At 35.6% G+C, this 17,191-nt stretch carries 14 protein-coding genes and 4 tRNA genes; all 18 read left to right on the forward strand.

What is annotated here, in order from left to right; genetic code table 11:
- Window positions 1–459 (forward strand): HNH endonuclease (locus EG242_RS13715; protein ID WP_203227729.1); only part of this gene is annotated, 459 nt, incomplete at its 5' end.
- Between the two features lie 73 nt (window positions 460–532).
- A complete protein-coding gene (gene rpsU / locus EG242_RS13720) occupies window positions 533–727 on the forward strand; it encodes a 30S ribosomal protein S21 (protein WP_124900433.1) in 195 nt (64 codons plus the stop codon).
- Window positions 728–791: 64 nt separating this feature from the next.
- Window positions 792–1,694, forward strand: a complete 903-nt coding sequence (locus EG242_RS13725) for a tyrosine-type recombinase/integrase (protein ID WP_124900434.1) — start codon at window positions 792–794, stop codon at window positions 1,692–1,694.
- Between the two features lie 21 nt (window positions 1,695–1,715).
- Entirely contained in the window at window positions 1,716–2,015 is a 300-nt protein-coding gene (hpf, locus tag EG242_RS13730; protein ID WP_124900435.1) for a ribosome hibernation-promoting factor, HPF/YfiA family, read from the forward strand.
- Window positions 2,016–2,102: 87 nt separating this feature from the next.
- Window positions 2,103–2,176: transfer RNA gene (locus EG242_RS13735), tRNA-Thr, on the forward strand.
- Window positions 2,177–2,211: 35 nt separating this feature from the next.
- Window positions 2,212–2,292: transfer RNA gene (locus EG242_RS13740), tRNA-Tyr, on the forward strand.
- 1 nt (window position 2,293) lies between these two features.
- Window positions 2,294–2,354: transfer RNA gene (locus EG242_RS14875), tRNA-Thr, on the forward strand.
- A 59-nt stretch (window positions 2,355–2,413) separates the two neighbouring features.
- Window positions 2,414–3,601 carry an elongation factor Tu gene (gene tuf / locus EG242_RS13745; RefSeq protein ID WP_124900436.1) on the forward strand — a complete coding sequence of 396 codons (1,188 nt, stop codon included), beginning with the start codon at window positions 2,414–2,416 and terminating at the stop codon, window positions 3,599–3,601.
- A gap of 57 nt (window positions 3,602–3,658) precedes the next feature.
- Window positions 3,659–3,729: transfer RNA gene (locus tag EG242_RS13750), tRNA-Trp, on the forward strand.
- A gap of 14 nt (window positions 3,730–3,743) precedes the next feature.
- A complete protein-coding gene (gene secE / locus EG242_RS13755) occupies window positions 3,744–3,941 on the forward strand; it encodes a preprotein translocase subunit SecE (RefSeq protein ID WP_124900437.1) in 198 nt (65 codons plus the stop codon).
- A 10-nt stretch (window positions 3,942–3,951) separates the two neighbouring features.
- Complete coding sequence (gene nusG, locus EG242_RS13760; protein ID WP_124900438.1) at window positions 3,952–4,503, forward strand: transcription termination/antitermination protein NusG; 552 nt, start codon at window positions 3,952–3,954, stop codon at window positions 4,501–4,503.
- A gap of 57 nt (window positions 4,504–4,560) precedes the next feature.
- Complete coding sequence (gene rplK / locus EG242_RS13765; RefSeq protein WP_124900439.1) at window positions 4,561–4,998, forward strand: 50S ribosomal protein L11; 438 nt, start codon at window positions 4,561–4,563, stop codon at window positions 4,996–4,998.
- A gap of 18 nt (window positions 4,999–5,016) precedes the next feature.
- Window positions 5,017–5,706: a 50S ribosomal protein L1 gene (gene rplA, locus EG242_RS13770; protein WP_124900440.1), complete on the forward strand. Its 690-nt coding sequence runs from the start codon at window positions 5,017–5,019 to the stop codon at window positions 5,704–5,706.
- 22 nt (window positions 5,707–5,728) lie between these two features.
- A complete protein-coding gene (gene rplJ, locus EG242_RS13775; RefSeq protein ID WP_124900441.1) occupies window positions 5,729–6,217 on the forward strand; it encodes a 50S ribosomal protein L10 in 489 nt (162 codons plus the stop codon).
- Window positions 6,218–6,304: 87 nt separating this feature from the next.
- Window positions 6,305–6,673, forward strand: a complete 369-nt coding sequence (rplL, locus tag EG242_RS13780; protein WP_124900442.1) for a 50S ribosomal protein L7/L12 — start codon at window positions 6,305–6,307, stop codon at window positions 6,671–6,673.
- A gap of 213 nt (window positions 6,674–6,886) precedes the next feature.
- On the forward strand, window positions 6,887–10,699 hold the full coding sequence (gene rpoB, locus EG242_RS13785) for a DNA-directed RNA polymerase subunit beta (RefSeq protein WP_124900443.1): 3,813 nt from the start codon (window positions 6,887–6,889) through the stop codon (window positions 10,697–10,699).
- Between the two features lie 296 nt (window positions 10,700–10,995).
- Window positions 10,996–15,297: a DNA-directed RNA polymerase subunit beta' gene (gene rpoC, locus EG242_RS13790; RefSeq protein ID WP_124900444.1), complete on the forward strand. Its 4,302-nt coding sequence runs from the start codon at window positions 10,996–10,998 to the stop codon at window positions 15,295–15,297.
- A gap of 211 nt (window positions 15,298–15,508) precedes the next feature.
- A partial coding sequence (locus EG242_RS13795) for a GEVED domain-containing protein (protein WP_148090580.1) occupies window positions 15,509–17,191 on the forward strand: 1,683 nt, incomplete at its 3' end.

A 17,191-nucleotide genomic window follows, 5' to 3' on the forward strand; every position in this document is an offset into this window, starting at 1 on the left:
CAATACAATATACTGATTTTTAATCTTTTGAGCAACTTTTTCTATAATGCACTACGGGTTAATGAAGCAAAAGATGATGAGTTAAATAAAATTCAAGTTTGGATCAATCAACGTAAAAATCAAAGTAAATTTAAATTGAACTTACTTAAAAAGTATAATTCACAATGTTTGATATCGAAAATTAAAATCCCTGAACTTATTGAAGCAGGACATATATTTCCTTATTCAGAATCAGGGCAAAATAATACAGCGAACGGAATATTGTTAAGAAGCGATTTGCACATTTTATTTGATCGTGGTTTGGTATGTATCGATCCAGAGAATTTTAATGTCTTAATAGATAAATCTCTCGAGAAAACTGAATATCAAAAATTTCATGATTTAAAAGTCGATTTGAGTGAAGAAAGTAAAGAGTTTTTGCTTTTGAAAAACTCTCATTATTCAAATAAAAATAAATAATTTCAAATAAATAATTTGTAATAAAAAAAATATCCCTACATTTGCAGCCATAACGAAAGGAGGTGTATAAATTATGTTGATCATTCCAATTAAAGACGGAGAAAATATTGATAGAGCGTTAAAACGTTACAAAAGAAAATTTGACAAAACAGGAACGTTACGTCAGTTAAGATCTCGTAAAAACTTTACGAAACCTTCTATAACAAAGCGCGCTCAAATGCAAAAAGCACAATATGTACAAGGCTTAAGAGATGCAGTAGAAATCTAGTAAGTTTTTGAAATAATATTTTTAAGATCGCTAATTAAAGGTAACTTTGATTAGCGATTTTTTTATGGAAAAATTTATTAAGCCTTATTACGATTATCTTTTAAAAGAAAAACACTTTTCGTTACATACCGTGAATGCTTATGTAAACGATGTGGAAGCGTTTTTACAATATGCTGCAAAACATGTTTCGGTTGTAGAAGATATTACTTATAAACATATCCGCGGGTGGATAGTAAACCTTTCGGCAAAAAAAATGAGTAACAATTCTATAAACCGTAAAGTTGCATCTTTAAAAAGCTATTTTAAGTTTTTGTATATCACTAAAACCATAAGTCATTATCCATTGCAAGCACATAAAGCATTGCGTGTAAAAAAAGTACTGCAAATTCCTTTTTCTGAAGACGAAATGCAAAAAATAGATCGTGCCAATTTTGAGGATGATTATTTTGGTTTGCAGAATTACGTAATTATTGTGCTTTTTTATACATTAGGAATTCGTAAAAGTGAATTAATTAATCTGCAGTTGCACGATGTAGATCTAAATAAACTAGAAATTAAAGTTTTAGGTAAAAGATCCAAAGAGCGTATCGTGCCAATATTGACTTCGGTAGCTACTGTTTTAAAAGAATTTATTGAAAAGCGCAAGCAGCAGTTTGGCGATGATTACCGCCAAAATATTTTTTTGTTAAAAAACACGCAAAATTTAAATCAAACATTTGTTTATCGTTTAATAAATATTTATTTTAGAGGTGTTACAACCAAAGGTAAAAAAAGCCCACATGTGTTACGCCATACATTTGCAACACACATGCTAAATGCGGGAGCTAATTTAAATACTGTAAAAGAGTTGTTGGGGCACACAAGTTTATCATCAACACAAATATATACGCATACCAGTTTAGCAGAGTTAAAAAAAATGTACAGTAAAACCCATCCACGCTTTAATGCCGATGACGATTTATTATGAACCCTTTAAAATATATTTTTTATGAAAGTGAATGTTCAAGCAGTTAATTTTAATGTTGATAGAAAATTAGTTGATTTTTTAAATATACGTTTAGAAAAATTACAGCAATTTTATGATAAGATTGTAGGAATAGATGTATCTTTGCGTACGGAAAATACCAGTGACAAAGAAAACAAGTCGGTAGACATAATTGTACGCATTCCTGGTGATGACTTAGTGGTAAAAAAAACAGCAAAAACGTTTGAAGAAGCAGCAGATTTAGGAGCAGATGCTTTAGAACGTTTGTTAGTAAAACGCAAAGAAAAAATTAAAGCGCATTAAAAAAGTAAAAAAAATTAAAAAAGCTTTTATTTTTTTAAATAAGTATATATATTTGCAGTCCGTTAGAAATAGCGGACTTTTTTAAGTGCCTTTGTAGCTCAGCTGGCTAGAGCAGCTGATTTGTAATCAGCAGGTCGTGGGTTCGAGTCCCTCCAAAGGCTCTGCAACAAAAAAAGTTGTAAAAATAAATAGGTCAGGGGAGATACTCAAGCGGCCAACGAGGACGGACTGTAAATCCGTTGGGAAACCTTCGCAGGTTCGAATCCTGCTCTCCCCACAACTCAGGGGTAGAGTGCTTCCTTGGTAAGGAAGAGGTCACGGGTTCAAATCCCGTCGTTGGCTCAAAGGTGATTAAAGTTGAACACTAATTATATAACTAAGATTAAATTAAACAGATCATGGCAAAAGGAAATTTTGATCGTTCGAAACCTCACTTAAATATTGGTACTATCGGACACGTAGATCACGGTAAAACAACATTAACAGCTGCTATTACTAAAGTATTATCAGATGCAGGTTATTCAGAGGCTAAATCATTTGATCAAATTGATAACGCTCCAGAAGAAAAAGAAAGAGGTATTACAATTAATACATCTCACGTAGAATATGCTACAGCTAACCGTCACTACGCTCACGTTGACTGTCCAGGTCACGCGGATTACGTTAAGAACATGGTTACTGGTGCTGCACAAATGGATGGTGCTATCTTAGTAGTTGCTGCTACAGATGGTCCTATGCCACAAACTCGTGAGCACATCCTATTAGGTCGCCAAGTTGGTATTCCTCGTATCGTTGTTTTCATGAACAAAGTTGATATGGTTGACGATGCTGAATTATTAGAGTTAGTAGAAATGGAAATCCGTGACTTATTATCTTTCTATCAATATGATGGTGATAATGGACCGGTTGTTCAAGGATCTGCTTTAGGAGCATTAAACGGTGAGCAAAAATGGGTTGATACAGTGTTAGAATTAATGGCTGCGGTTGATATGTGGATTGAAGAGCCACCACGTGATACAGACAAGCCTTTCTTAATGCCAGTTGAAGACGTATTTACAATTACAGGTCGTGGAACTGTTGCTACAGGTCGTATCGAAACAGGTGTTTGTAATACAGGAGATCCAGTTGAAATCATTGGTATGGGTGCAGATAAATTAACTTCTACTGTAACTGGTATCGAAATGTTCCGTCAAATCCTTGATAGAGGTGAAGCTGGAGATAACGCAGGTATCTTATTAAGAGGTGTTGCTAAAGAAGATATCCGTCGTGGTATGGTTATCGTTAAGCCAGGTTCAGTTAAACCACACGCTAAATTCAAAGCAGAGGTTTATATCTTGAAAAAAGAAGAAGGTGGACGTCACACTCCATTCCATAACAACTACCGTCCTCAGTTCTACGTTCGTACAACTGACGTAACAGGAACTATCATGTTACCAGAAGGAACGGAAATGGTTATGCCAGGTGATAACTTAACTATCCATGTTGATTTATTACAACCAATCGCATTATCAGTAGGTTTACGTTTCGCTATCCGCGAAGGTGGTCGTACAGTAGGTGCTGGTCAGGTAACTGAAATTTTAGACTAATTACAAGTTTAAATTATAAATTTAAGTTGGCAGATTCTTCTGCCAACTTTTTAACAAACGGGTGTAGTTCAAGGGTAGAATAGCGGTCTCCAAAACCGTTGATGGGGGTTCGAATCCCTCCACCCGTGCAAAAAATAATATTATGGCAAAAGTAGTTAATTATATATCTGATGCGTTTACCGAATTAAAATCTAATGTTTCATGGACACCATGGGCAGAGGTACAACGCTATACAATTATTGTTGCTATCTTTACAGTAGTACTTTCATTAGCTACATGGGGCGTAGATACCTTGTTTTCTGAAGCTCTTGCTGGTTTCTTCAACCTTTTAAATTCATAATTTAAAAGACATGACAGAAGGTAGTATTAAAAAATGGTATGTAGTTAGGGCGGTAAGCGGTCAAGAGAATAAAGTAAAAGGTTACATAGAAAGCGAAATTGTGCGTTTAGGTATGGAAGATTATCTTTCGCAGGTTTTAGTGCCTACTGAAAAAGTAGTTTCACAACGCGATGGAAAAAAAGTTACAAAAGAACGTATTTATTTTCCGGGTTATGTAATGATCGAGGCAAACCTAACCGGCGAATTACCACATATAATAAAATCTATTGCCGGCGTAATTGGTTTCTTAGGTGAAACTCGTGGTGGAGATCCTGTGCCGTTAAGAATGGCAGAGGTTAACCGAATGCTAGGTAAAGTAGATGAATTAGCTGTATCTGTAGATCATGGATTAATTCCTTATGAAATAGGTGAAACAGTTAAAGTTGTCGACGGTCCTTTTAATGGTTTCAACGGAACTATTGAAAAAGTGAACGAAGACAAACGCAAGCTAGAAGTAATGGTGAAAATCTTTGGAAGAAAAACACCACTAGAATTAAGCTTCACACAAGTAGAGAAAGTATAATTGTTACATATCACATCAATCGCTTCCAATTGAAAGATGTGCTAAATTTTTTTAAAAATGGCAAAAGAAATTAGTAAAGTAGTTAAACTACAAGTTAAGGGAGGTGCTGCGAATCCTTCGCCACCGGTTGGACCTGCTTTGGGGGCTGCTGGAGTTAACATCATGGAATTCTGTAAGCAATTTAATGCTAGAACACAGGATAAACCAGGAAAAGTTTTACCAGTACAGATTACAGTTTACAAGGACAAGTCTTTTGACTTTGTAGTTAAAACGCCACCTGCTGCTGTTCAATTATTAGAAGCTGCAAAACTTAAAGGCGGTTCTGGACAACCAAACCGTAAAAAAGTTGCTTCTATCACATGGGATCAAGTAAAAGCAATTGCTGAAGACAAAATGACCGATTTGAATGCATTCACTATCGAGAAAGCTATGTCTATGATTGCAGGAACTGCACGCTCTATGGGAATCACGGTAACAGGAAACGCTCCTTTTTAATCTTAAAGAAAAGAAGAAATGGCAAAATTAACGAAAAAGCAAAAAGAGGCTGCAGCAAAAATTGAGAAGAACAAATTATATTCTTTAAAAGATGCATCTGCATTAATTAAAGAAGTTGCTTCTGCAAAATTTGATGAGTCTGTTGATATTGCAGTACGTTTAGGAGTAGATCCTCGTAAAGCAAATCAAATGGTACGTGGGGTTGTAACATTACCACACGGTACAGGTAAAGATGTAAGAGTATTGGCATTAGTTACTCCAGATAAAGAAGCGGAAGCTAAAGCTGCTGGTGCAGATCATATTGGATTAGACGATTATTTACAGAAAATCAAAGATGGTTGGACGGATATCGACGTAATTATCACAATGCCGTCTGTAATGGGTAAATTAGGTCCGTTAGGTCGTATTTTAGGACCACGTGGTTTAATGCCTAACCCAAAAACAGGTACTGTAACAATGGATGTTGCTAAAGCGGTACAAGAAGTGAAATCTGGTAAAATTGACTTTAAAGTTGATAAAACAGGTATCGTTCATGCCGGAATCGGTAAAGTATCTTTTGGTGCTGACCAAATTACAGAAAATGCAGCGGAGATAATTCAAACATTAATTAAATTAAAACCAACTGCAGCTAAAGGTACTTATATTAAGTCTATTCATATATCAAGTACAATGAGCCCTGCAATTGCTTTAGATCCAAAAGCAGTATAATTGGTAGTTAAAATTATTTAGTATGACTAGAGAAGACAAATCAATTGCGATTCAAGATTTAACTGCACAGTTAGCTGACACTAAAGTTATTTATGTTGCAGATATTTCTGGATTAAATGCATCTACTACTTCAGATTTACGTAGAGCTTGTTTTAAAGCAGGTATCAAGTTAGAAGTAGTTAAGAACACATTGCTTGCAAAAGCAATGGAAGCATCAGAAAACGAGTATGGTGATTTACCTTCGATCTTAAAAGGAAATAGCGCTATTATGATTGCTGAGGCTGCAAATGCACCAGCAAAAGTAATCAAAGAATTCCGTAAGAAAGGTAGTAAACCAGAATTAAAAGGAGCTTACATCAACGAAGAGGTTTACATTGGCGATAACCAATTAGATTCATTAGTTGCAATTAAGTCTAGAGAAGAGATGATTGGTGAAATCATTGGATTATTACAATCTCCTGCTCAAAGAGTTATTTCTGCTCTTCAAAATCAATTTAAAGACGAAGAATAGTAGTTATCTACTTTCGTTTTTAAATGTTCAAACAGAACGCACATTAATAAATAATATTATTACAAATTCAAATTAAAAGATAGAAAAATGGCAGATTTGAAACAATTCGCAGAACAATTGGTTAACTTAACAGTTAAAGAAGTTAACGAATTAGCAACTATATTAAAAGATGAGTATGGTATCGAACCAGCTGCTGCTGCAGTTGTAGTATCAGGTGGTGGTGAAGCTGCTGCTGCTGAAGAGCAAACAGAATTTACAGTTGTATTAAAAGAAGCTGGTGCTTCTAAATTAGCTGTAGTTAAAGCTGTTAAAGAATTAACAGGTTTAGGTTTGAAAGAAGCTAAAGATTTAGTAGACGGTACTCCAGCTAACGTTAAAGAAGGTGTTTCTAAAGACGAAGCAGAAGGATTGAAGAAAGCATTAGAAGAAGCTGGTGCTGTTGTTGAGTTAAAATAATCTCACACATATAAATTTTTACGGTTTAGGCCTTGGAAGTTATTCCAATGGCCTAAACCATTTTGCATATAAAAAATAATCAGTAACGAAGAAAAAAGCAAGTAACTTTCCTAACTTGTTTTTAAGATGTATTGGTTAATTAAAATTGGGAAGTATTAAATAGTTGTGTTTACACAAAAAAATTACTTTTTTAAACCAAAATTTTGTTCATTAATGATTACAAATCATACTGAAAGATTAAATTTTGCCTCTACGAAAAATATCCCGAATTATCCAGATTTTCTAGATATTCAGGTAAAATCGTTTAAAGATTTTTTTCAATTAGAAACCAAATCTGATGAAAGAGGTAACGAAGGTTTGTACAAAACCTTTATGGAAAATTTTCCAATTACGGATACCCGTAACCAATTCGTACTGGAATTTTTAGACTATTTCGTAGATCCACCACGTTATTCAATTGAAGAATGTATTGACAGAGGGTTAACTTACAGTGTACCTCTTAAAGCTCGTTTAAAATTATATTGTACAGACCCAGAACACGAAGATTTTGAAACGATCGTTCAAGATGTGTATTTAGGTACTATACCATATATGACACCAAGTGGAACCTTTGTAATTAATGGTGCGGAACGCGTTGTTGTTTCGCAATTACATCGTTCACCAGGTGTTTTCTTCGGTCAGTCTTTCCACGCAAACGGTACCAAATTGTATTCTGCACGTATTATTCCTTTCAAGGGTTCTTGGATAGAATTTGCTACAGACATCAACAGTGTAATGTACGCGTATATTGATCGTAAGAAAAAATTACCTGTAACTACTTTATTCCGTGCAATTGGTTTTGAAAGAGATAAGGATATCCTAGAGATTTTCGACCTTGCAGAAGAAGTTAAAGTGTCTAAAACAGGATTAAAAAAATACATTGGCCGTCGTTTGGCTGCACGTGTATTAAATATCTGGCATGAGGATTTCGTAGATGAGGATACAGGTGAGGTTGTTACGATACCACGTACCGAAATTATTTTAGACCGTGATATTGTTTTAGATAAAGACAATGTTGAGGAAATTATAGAGGCAGACGTTAAAACAATTCTTTTACATAAAGAAGACAGTAACCTAGCCGATTATACAATTATTCACAATACGCTTCAAAAAGATCCAACAAACTCTGAAAAAGAAGCGGTAGAATATATTTACCGTCAATTAAGAAACGCATTACCTCCTGATGAAGAAACAGCAAGAGGTATCATAGATAAATTATTCTTCTCTGACCAACGTTACAACTTAGGTGATGTAGGTCGTTACAGAATGAATAAAAAATTGAACTTAAATACGCCGATCGATAAACAAGTTTTAACAAAAGAAGATATTATCACTATTGTTAAATATTTGATCGAGCTTATTAATTCAAAAGCAGAGATCGATGATATTGATCACTTGTCAAACCGTCGTGTACGTACAGTTGGCGAGCAGTTATCGGCACAATTCGGTGTTGGTTTAGCACGTATGGCACGTACAATTCGCGAGCGTATGAACGTTCGTGATAACGAGGTTTTTACACCAATCGATTTGATTAATGCAAAAACATTATCATCGGTTATCAATTCATTCTTCGGAACAAACCAGTTGTCTCAGTTCATGGATCAAACCAATCCATTGGCAGAGATTACACATAAGCGTCGTTTATCAGCATTAGGACCAGGTGGTCTTTCTCGTGAAAGAGCAGGATTCGAGGTTCGTGACGTTCACTATACGCACTATGGTCGTTTATGTCCGATCGAAACTCCAGAGGGACCAAACATTGGTTTGATTTCTTCTTTGGCAGTTTATGCAAAAGTAAACACTATGGGATTCATTGAAACACCTTACCGTAAAGTAGAAAACGGTGTGTTGCAAATTAATGAAGCTCCTGTTTATTTATCGGCAGAAGAAGAAGAAGAAAAATTAATTGCCCAAGCAACTGTAACTGTTGGTAAAAATGGAACAATTGAAGACGAAAGAGTAGTAGCAAAACAAGATGCCGATTTCCCAGTAGTTGAACCAAAAGAGTTAAACTATGCCGATGTGGCACCTAACCAGATTGCTTCTATTTCGGCTTCGTTAATTCCATTCTTAGAGCACGATGATGCCAACCGTGCGTTGATGGGATCAAACATGATGCGTCAGGCAGTTCCTTTATTACGTCCAGAATCTCCAATTGTTGGTACTGGATTAGAAAAACAGGTTGCTACCGATTCTCGTGTATTGATTAATGCAGAAGGTGAAGGAGAAGTTGTTTATGTAGATGCACAGAAAATTACTATTAAATACGACCGTACAGATGATGAGCGTTTAGTAAGTTTCGATGCTGACGACAAAACATACAACTTAATCAAATTCCGTAAAACCAACCAAAGTACATCTATCAACCTAAAACCAATTGTTCGTACAGGTGACCGCGTTACTAAAGGACAAGTTTTATGTGAAGGATATGCTACACAAAACGGGGAATTAGCATTAGGACGTAACTTGCAAGTAGCTTTTATGCCATGGAAAGGTTATAACTTTGAGGATGCAATTGTAATTTCAGAACGTGTTGTACGTGACGATATTTTTACATCGATCCATATCGATGATTATACGTTAGAGGTTCGTGATACCAAGTTAGGATCAGAAGAATTAACGAATGATATTCCAAACGTTTCAGAAGAAGCTACTAAAGATTTAGATGAAAACGGAATGATCCGTATTGGTGCAGAAGTAAAACCTGGCGATATCTTAATTGGTAAGATTACTCCAAAAGGAGAATCAGATCCAACACCTGAAGAAAAATTATTACGTGCCATTTTTGGTGACAAAGCAGGTGATGTAAAAGATGCATCGTTAAAAGCTTCTCCGTCATTACGTGGTGTAGTTTTAGATAAAAAATTATTTGCTCGTGCGGTAAAAGATAAACGTAAGCGTTCTAAAGACAAAGAAGATATTGCTTTGTTAGATACACAGTTCGAAGTGAAATTCAACGAATTGAAGGATCGTTTGGTAGACAAGTTGTTCCATTTAGTAAATGGTAAAACATCACAAGGTGTAATGAACGATTTAGGTGAAGAAGTATTACCAAAAGGTAAAAAATTCACTTTGAAAATGTTACACGCTGTAGAAGATTTTACACACTTAACAAAGGGGCAATGGGCTACAGACGATTATACCAATGAAATGATCACTGATTTAATTCACAACTATAAAATTAAATTAAACGACATTCAAGGTGTATTACGTCGTGAGAAATTTATGATTACAGTTGGTGACGAATTACCATCAGGAATCTTAAAATTGGCTAAAGTTTACATTGCTAAAAAACGTAAGCTAAAAGTTGGTGATAAAATGGCGGGTCGTCATGGTAATAAAGGTATTGTTGCAAAAATCGTACGCGATGAAGACATGCCTTTCTTAGAAGACGGAACTCCTGTTGATATCGTATTAAATCCACTTGGTGTACCATCTCGTATGAACATCGGTCAGATTTATGAGACCGTTTTAGGATGGGCTGGTAAAAAATTAGGACGCAAATATGCTACTCCAATTTTCGATGGTGCTTCTTTAGAACAAATCAACGAACTAACAGACGAAGCAGGTGTGCCACGTTTTGGACATACTTACTTATATGATGGTGGAACAGGTGAGCGTTTTGACCAAAAAGCAACTGTGGGTGTAATCTATATGTTAAAATTAGGACACATGGTTGACGATAAAATGCACGCGCGTTCTATTGGTCCATACTCTTTAATTACGCAACAGCCATTAGGTGGTAAAGCGTTATTTGGAGGTCAGCGTTTTGGAGAGATGGAGGTTTGGGCTCTTGAAGCTTATGGTGCATCTTCAACATTACGTGAGATATTGACTGTTAAATCGGATGACGTTATAGGTAGAGCCAAAACTTACGAAGCTATCGTAAAAGGTGAACCAATGCCAGAACCAGGATTACCTGAATCGTTCAATGTATTAATGCATGAATTAAAAGGTCTTGGTTTAGATATCAGATTAGAAGAATAATAAAATTAAAAAGTATTCAGTTTTTAGGTAGATCACCCGAAAACTGAATACTTAATTTCAATAAGTTTTTAGGATTTATACCCGTAAACCGTTCCGATTTTTTATAACACAGTTTATAATTAGCACTTCAAAATAGGCATCTGAAGTTTAGAGAAGTAATCCGAGGTAGTGTTTTAGTCTTAATGTTAAAAGTCCAAAGTCCAAAGTCGCACAAGACATTAAGACATTAAAACTTTAAGATATTAGACTTAAATAAGAATCAATTTTTAATTGCAAATAAATCAATAGTAAAAACTATGATGAATAATAGAAATAACAGTAAAGATAATTCTACTGTAAAAAGGTTTAACAAAATCTCTATAGGGTTAGCATCACCAGAATCGATATTAGCAGCGTCGAGAGGTGAAGTTTTAAAGCCTGAAACAATTAACTATCGTACGCACAAACCAGAGCGCGATGGTTTATTCTGTGAGCGTATCTTCGGACCTGTTAAAGATTACGAATGTGCTTGTGGAAAATATAAAAGAATCCGTTACAAAGGAATCGTTTGTGACCGTTGTGGGGTTGAAGTTACAGAAAAGAAAGTTCGTCGTGACAGAGTAGGGCATATCAACTTAGTGGTGCCTATCGCTCATATTTGGTATTTCCGTTCATTGCCAAACAAAATTGGTTATGTTTTAGGATTGCCATCTAAAAAGTTAGATGAAATTATTTATTACGAAAAATATGTTGTGATCCAAACAGGTGTTGCAAAACGCCCAGATGGTGAAGAACTTAAACGTTTGGATTTCCTTACAGAAAGTGAGTATTTAGATATTTTAGATACCCTTCCAATGGAAAACCAATATTTAGATGATAAAGATCCAAATAAATTCATCGCTAAAATGGGTGCTGAATGTATTATGGATTTATTAGAGCGTACCGATTTAGATGCATTATCTTACCAATTGCGTCACGCGGCTAATAACGAAACATCTAAACAACGTAAAACCGAAGCGTTAAAGCGTTTACAGGTTGTTGAAGCATTCCGTGAATCAAACAATAACCGCGAAAACCGTCCAGAATGGATGATTTTAAAAGTGGTTCCTGTGATCCCGCCAGAATTACGTCCGTTAGTGCCGTTAGATGGTGGTCGTTTCGCAACGTCAGATTTGAACGACTTATACCGTCGTGTAATTATCCGTAACAATCGTTTAAAACGATTAATGGAAATTAAAGCTCCTGAAGTTATCTTACGTAACGAAAAACGTATGTTACAAGAAGCAGTAGATTCATTGTTCGATAACACACGTAAAGCTACAGCTGTTAAAACAGAATCTCAACGCCCGTTAAAATCGTTGTCAGATTCGTTAAAAGGTAAACAAGGTCGTTTCCGTCAAAACTTATTAGGTAAACGTGTAGATTACTCGGCTCGTTCGGTAATTGTTGTTGGTCCTGAATTAAAATTGTTTGAATGTGGTCTTCCTAAAGATATGGCTGCAGAATTATACAAACCATTCGTAATCCGTAAGTTGATTGAGCGTGGAATTGTAAAAACTGTGAAGTCTGCTAAAAAGATCATTGATAAAAAAGAACCAGTTGTTTGGGATATTTTAGAAAACGTAATTAAAGGTCACCCGGTATTATTAAACCGTGCCCCTACGCTTCACCGTTTAGGTATTCAGGCATTCCAGCCTAAATTAATCGAAGGAAAAGCAATTCGTTTACACCCATTAGTATGTACGGCATTCAACGCCGATTTCGATGGGGATCAAATGGCGGTGCATTTACCATTAGGACCAGAGGCTATTTTAGAGTCGCAGTTGTTAATGTTGGCATCGCACAATATCTTAAACCCGGCGAATGGTGCTCCAATTACAGTACCTTCTCAAGATATGGTTTTGGGTCTTTATTATATGACCAAAATCCGTAGAACTACACCGGAATACGTTGTAAAAGGTGAAGGTTTAACATTCTATTCGGTAGAAGAAGTGCATATTGCTATTAACGAAGGACGTTTAGATTTGAACGCACCAGTTAAAGTACGTGCAAAAGATTTTAATGCAGAAGGTGAATTGGTTAACCAAATTATTGAAACATCGGCAGGTCGTATCTTGTTTAACGAGGTAGTTCCAGAAGCTGCAGGTTACATTAATGAGGTTTTAACTAAAAAATCTTTAAGAGATATTATCGGAAAAATTTTAGCGGTAACAGATGTTCCTACAACTGCTAAATTCTTGGACGATATGAAAGATATGGGTTACGGATACGCGTTTAGAGGTGGTTTATCATTCTCTTTAGGTGATATCAAGATCCCGGATCAAAAACAAGGAATGATTGATGAAGCTAACAATCAAGTTGAAGGTATTACCATGAACTATAACATGGGTCTTATTACCAACAACGAGCGTTACAATCAGGTAATTGATATTTGGACTTCAACTAATGCGGCGTTAACAGAGTTAGCAATGAAAAACATTCGTGAAGACCAACAAGGATTTAACTCGGTATTCATGATGCTTGATTCTGGAGCGCGTGGATCTAAAGAGCAAATCCGTCAGTTAACAGGTATGCGTGGATTGATGGCTAAGCCTAAAAAATCGACAGCCTCAGGTGGAGATATTATCGAAAACCCGATTCTTTCGAACTTTAAAGAAGGTTTATCGATCTTAGAATACTTTATTTCAACGCACGGTGCACGTAAAGGTCTTGCCGATACCGCATTAAAAACAGCAGATGCTGGATACTTAACGCGTCGTTTACACGATGTTGCTCAAGATGTAATCGTTAATTCAGAAGATTGTGGTACATTAAGAGGTATTGAGTTTGAAGCGTTGAAGAAAAACGAAGAAATTGTAGAATCTTTAGGAGAACGCGTTTTAGGACGTATCACTTTAGATGATATCGTTAACCCGTTAACAAACGAAGTAATTGTTCCTGCTGGTGAAATGGTTAAAGAAGCACATATTGCTAAAATTAACGCATCGCCATTAGAGAAATTAGAAGTTCGTTCTGCATTAACTTGTGAAGCTGACCACGGAATTTGTGTGAAATGTTACGGACGTAACTTGGCATCAAACCGTATGGCGCAGTTAGGTGAAGCGGTTGGTGTTATTGCAGCACAGTCTATTGGTGAACCAGGTACACAGTTAACATTACGTACATTCCACGTTGGGGGTACGGCAGGTAACATTTCTGAAGTTTCAACTATTACAACTAAATTCAAAGGTCGTTTGGAGATCGAAGATTTAAAAGTTGTAAAAGGAGAAGATGCAGACGGAAAAGAAATCGATATTGTAATTTCCCGTTCAACCGAATTAAAATTGGTCGATTTAAATACAGGTATCGTTTTAAATACACATTACATTCCATACGGATCAACCATCTTTGTAAAAGATAAAGAAGTTGTTGAAGAAGGAACAGTAATTTGTAAATGGGATCCATATAACGGGGTAATTATTTCTGAATTTACAGGAAAAGTTGCTTACGAAGACATTGAACAAAACCAAACATTTATGGTAGAGATCGATGAGCAAACAGGTTTCCAAGAAAAAGTAATTACAGAATCAAGAAACAAAAAGTTAGTTCCTACCTTATTAATTTATAACAAATCAGGTGAATTAGTACGTTCATACAACTTGCCAGTAGGTGCACACTTAATGGTAAATGATGGAGATAAAATTCAAGCAGGAAAAGTATTGGTTAAAATCCCTCGTAAATCATCAAAAACGGGAGATATCACCGGAGGTTTACCGCGTATTACCGAGTTGTTAGAGGCACGTAACCCATCAAACCCAGCAGTTGTTGCAGAGATTGACGGAGTTGTTTCTTTCGGGAAAATCAAACGTGGTAACCGTGAAATCATTGTTACACCAAAAACAGGTGAAGATGATCAACGTAAATACTTAGTGAAATTATCGAACCAGATTTTAGTTCAAGAAAACGATTTCGTTAAAGCTGGAACTTCATTGTCAGATGGTGCAATTACACCAGACGATATTTTAAGAATCCAAGGGCCGTCTTCTGTACAGCAATATTTGGTAAACGAAATTCAAGAAGTTTACCGTTTACAAGGGGTGAAAATTTCAGATAAACACTTTGAAGTTGTTATTCGCCAGATGATGCGTAAAGTACAAATTCAAGATTCTGGAGATACCTTATTCTTAGAAGAACAATTAATTCATAAGGATGATTTCATCCGTGAGAATGATCGTTTATTCGGAATGAAAGTTGTTGAAGAGGCTGGAGATTCTTTAAACCTTAAAGAAGGACAGATAATTTCGGTTCGTGAATTAAGAGACGAGAACTCAATTTTACGTCGAGAAGATAAAAATTTAGTAGTAGCACGCGATGTAATAACTGCAACAGCAACCCCTGTTTTACAAGGTATTACAAGAGCATCGTTACAAACTAAATCGTTTATCTCTGCGGCATCGTTCCAAGAAACAACAAAAGTACTAAACGAAGCAGCAGTAGCAGGTAAGGTTGATAATTTATCAGGCTTAAAAGAAAACGTTATTGTTGGTCATAGAATACCTGCCGGAACTGGTATGCGTAAATATGATAACATACTTGTTGGAACAGCAGATACAAAACAAGAAATTGATCTAAATTTTTAATGATTTTTAGGTAAAAGTTTAATTTCAATTAATAATTACTATAAAAGCTACCCGATATCGGGTAGCTTTTTGTTTTTTATTCATTTTATACGAAATTTTAATCAATAATAAATTTTCCACACGTTAAAAAAAATATAATTAAAACTTAAATTATTAAAAAATAATAATTAAGTTTATGGCTTATATGATTAATTATAAAATATTATAATTTATGAAAAAAATTACACAATTCTCTAAGCTTAATGTGCGGTGGATCTCTACCAAAGCTTTGATGTTATTATTACTTGGGTTGTTTCTGCCTATTATGCAGATGCAAGCCCAATATTGTACGCCATTATATAGTTCAGGTTGTTCTTCAGGGGATGACTTAAATAGTGTAGTATTAAACGGGAACGGAGCGTCAGTTCTTAGTGATTTAAATACAGGATGTACTAGTGTTAATGGTACAGGTTATAATGATAAAACAGCGTTATTTACACCAGTTGATCTATTGCCTGGGCAAACATATACTATTCAGCTTAATACTAATTATTCGCCAGGTTGGGAATATGCAAGTGTTTGGATTGATTTTAATAATGACAACGTCTTTGATAATTCAACTGAAAAATTGTTAGTTGATTTATCATTGGTTACAAGTCCAGCTTTTAGTTCTGGCTCTCTTGTCATTCCTTTAACCGCTACTCCGGGTGTTCGCAGAATGCGTGTGCGTGTAGTGTATAGCAGTACGGGATTTGACGCGTGTTCTTCTTATACGTGGGGAGAAACACACGATTATAATGTAAATATACTAGCACTTACGCCATGCTCAGGAACAGTTAATGCTGGGGTAGCAACCGCAAATGTAACTAGTACTTGTGTAGGTTCGTCATTTGTTTTATCTTCAACAGGTGTTACTTATGGGGGTGGCGTTACGTATCAATGGCAGCGATCTCCTGCAGGCACAAACACTTTTACAAATATTTCTGGAGCTACAAATGCGTCTCATACAATCACGGGGCAAACGGCTGCAACAGATTATAGATTAATTGTGACATGTACAAATAGTAATAGTACACAAACATCAACAATTGTCTCAGTTGCTCAAAAACCTATTACAGATTGTTATTGTACGCCTACATATACTTATTCTTGTAGTAATACTAGTGAAAATATTAATAGTTTTATTATAAATGGTGAAGGTACTTCTGTAATTAGTGATTTAAACACAGGGTGTAGTACGGGGAATTACCAAAATAGAACTGCGCTTTTTACTCCTGTTAATCTTTTACAAGATTCATCTTATCCAGTGCAAATCAATACTAATTATAGTTCAGGACAATATGTTTGGGCAAGCATTTGGATAGATTTTAATGACAATGGTGTATTTGAATCTACTGAGCAATTATTAAAAGATATTCCAATGGTTACCAGCCCAGGTTTTCTTAATGTGTCTATTTTAATTCCAGATACCGCACCCGCTGGTATTCATAGAATGCGTGTAAGAGCTAATTATAGTGGCACTGTCGATGCGTGCGCAATTGGTAGTTGGGGAGAAACACATGATTACAACGTAAATGTGATTGCTATTACGTGTTTTAGACCAACCAATGTTTTGGTAACAGACATTACAAAAAATAGTGCTATCATTACGGTTACACCAAATGTAAAAAACACAGGAAGTGTTTCTTTTGCTTATGAGGTGCGCGAATCTGGAAAACCGGGAAGTGGATCGACAGGTTTAGCACTTTCAGGAACTTCAACAACGAATCCTTTTACTATAATAGGTTTACAGCCTTTAACAAAATATACTGTATATGTAAAAACAGTGTGTTCACCAACAGATAGCAGCGGCTGGTCAAATGGAGAAAATTTGAATACGTTATGTAATTATCCAGATTTAATTACGGCTCCAGGA

Origin of the sequence: Paenimyroides viscosum, from assembly GCF_003858535.1 — a bacterium.
GTDB lineage: Bacteria > Bacteroidota > Bacteroidia > Flavobacteriales > Flavobacteriaceae > Flavobacterium > Flavobacterium viscosum.

Excerpts from the sequence above, each read along its gene's own strand:
- rpsU (WP_124900433.1), top strand. The coding sequence starts at position 533 with ATGTTGATCATTCCAATTAAAGACGGAGAAAATATTGATAGAGCGTTA.
- EG242_RS13725 (WP_124900434.1), top strand. The coding sequence starts at position 792 with ATGGAAAAATTTATTAAGCCTTATTACGATTATCTTTTAAAAGAAAAA.
- hpf (WP_124900435.1), top strand. The coding sequence starts at position 1,716 with ATGAAAGTGAATGTTCAAGCAGTTAATTTTAATGTTGATAGAAAATTA.
- tuf (WP_124900436.1), top strand. The coding sequence starts at position 2,414 with ATGGCAAAAGGAAATTTTGATCGTTCGAAACCTCACTTAAATATTGGT.
- secE (WP_124900437.1), top strand. The coding sequence starts at position 3,744 with ATGGCAAAAGTAGTTAATTATATATCTGATGCGTTTACCGAATTAAAA.
- nusG (WP_124900438.1), top strand. The coding sequence starts at position 3,952 with ATGACAGAAGGTAGTATTAAAAAATGGTATGTAGTTAGGGCGGTAAGC.
- rplK (WP_124900439.1), top strand. The coding sequence starts at position 4,561 with ATGGCAAAAGAAATTAGTAAAGTAGTTAAACTACAAGTTAAGGGAGGT.
- rplA (WP_124900440.1), top strand. The coding sequence starts at position 5,017 with ATGGCAAAATTAACGAAAAAGCAAAAAGAGGCTGCAGCAAAAATTGAG.
- rplJ (WP_124900441.1), top strand. The coding sequence starts at position 5,729 with ATGACTAGAGAAGACAAATCAATTGCGATTCAAGATTTAACTGCACAG.
- rplL (WP_124900442.1), top strand. The coding sequence starts at position 6,305 with ATGGCAGATTTGAAACAATTCGCAGAACAATTGGTTAACTTAACAGTT.
- rpoB (WP_124900443.1), top strand. The coding sequence starts at position 6,887 with ATGATTACAAATCATACTGAAAGATTAAATTTTGCCTCTACGAAAAAT.
- rpoC (WP_124900444.1), top strand. The coding sequence starts at position 10,996 with ATGATGAATAATAGAAATAACAGTAAAGATAATTCTACTGTAAAAAGG.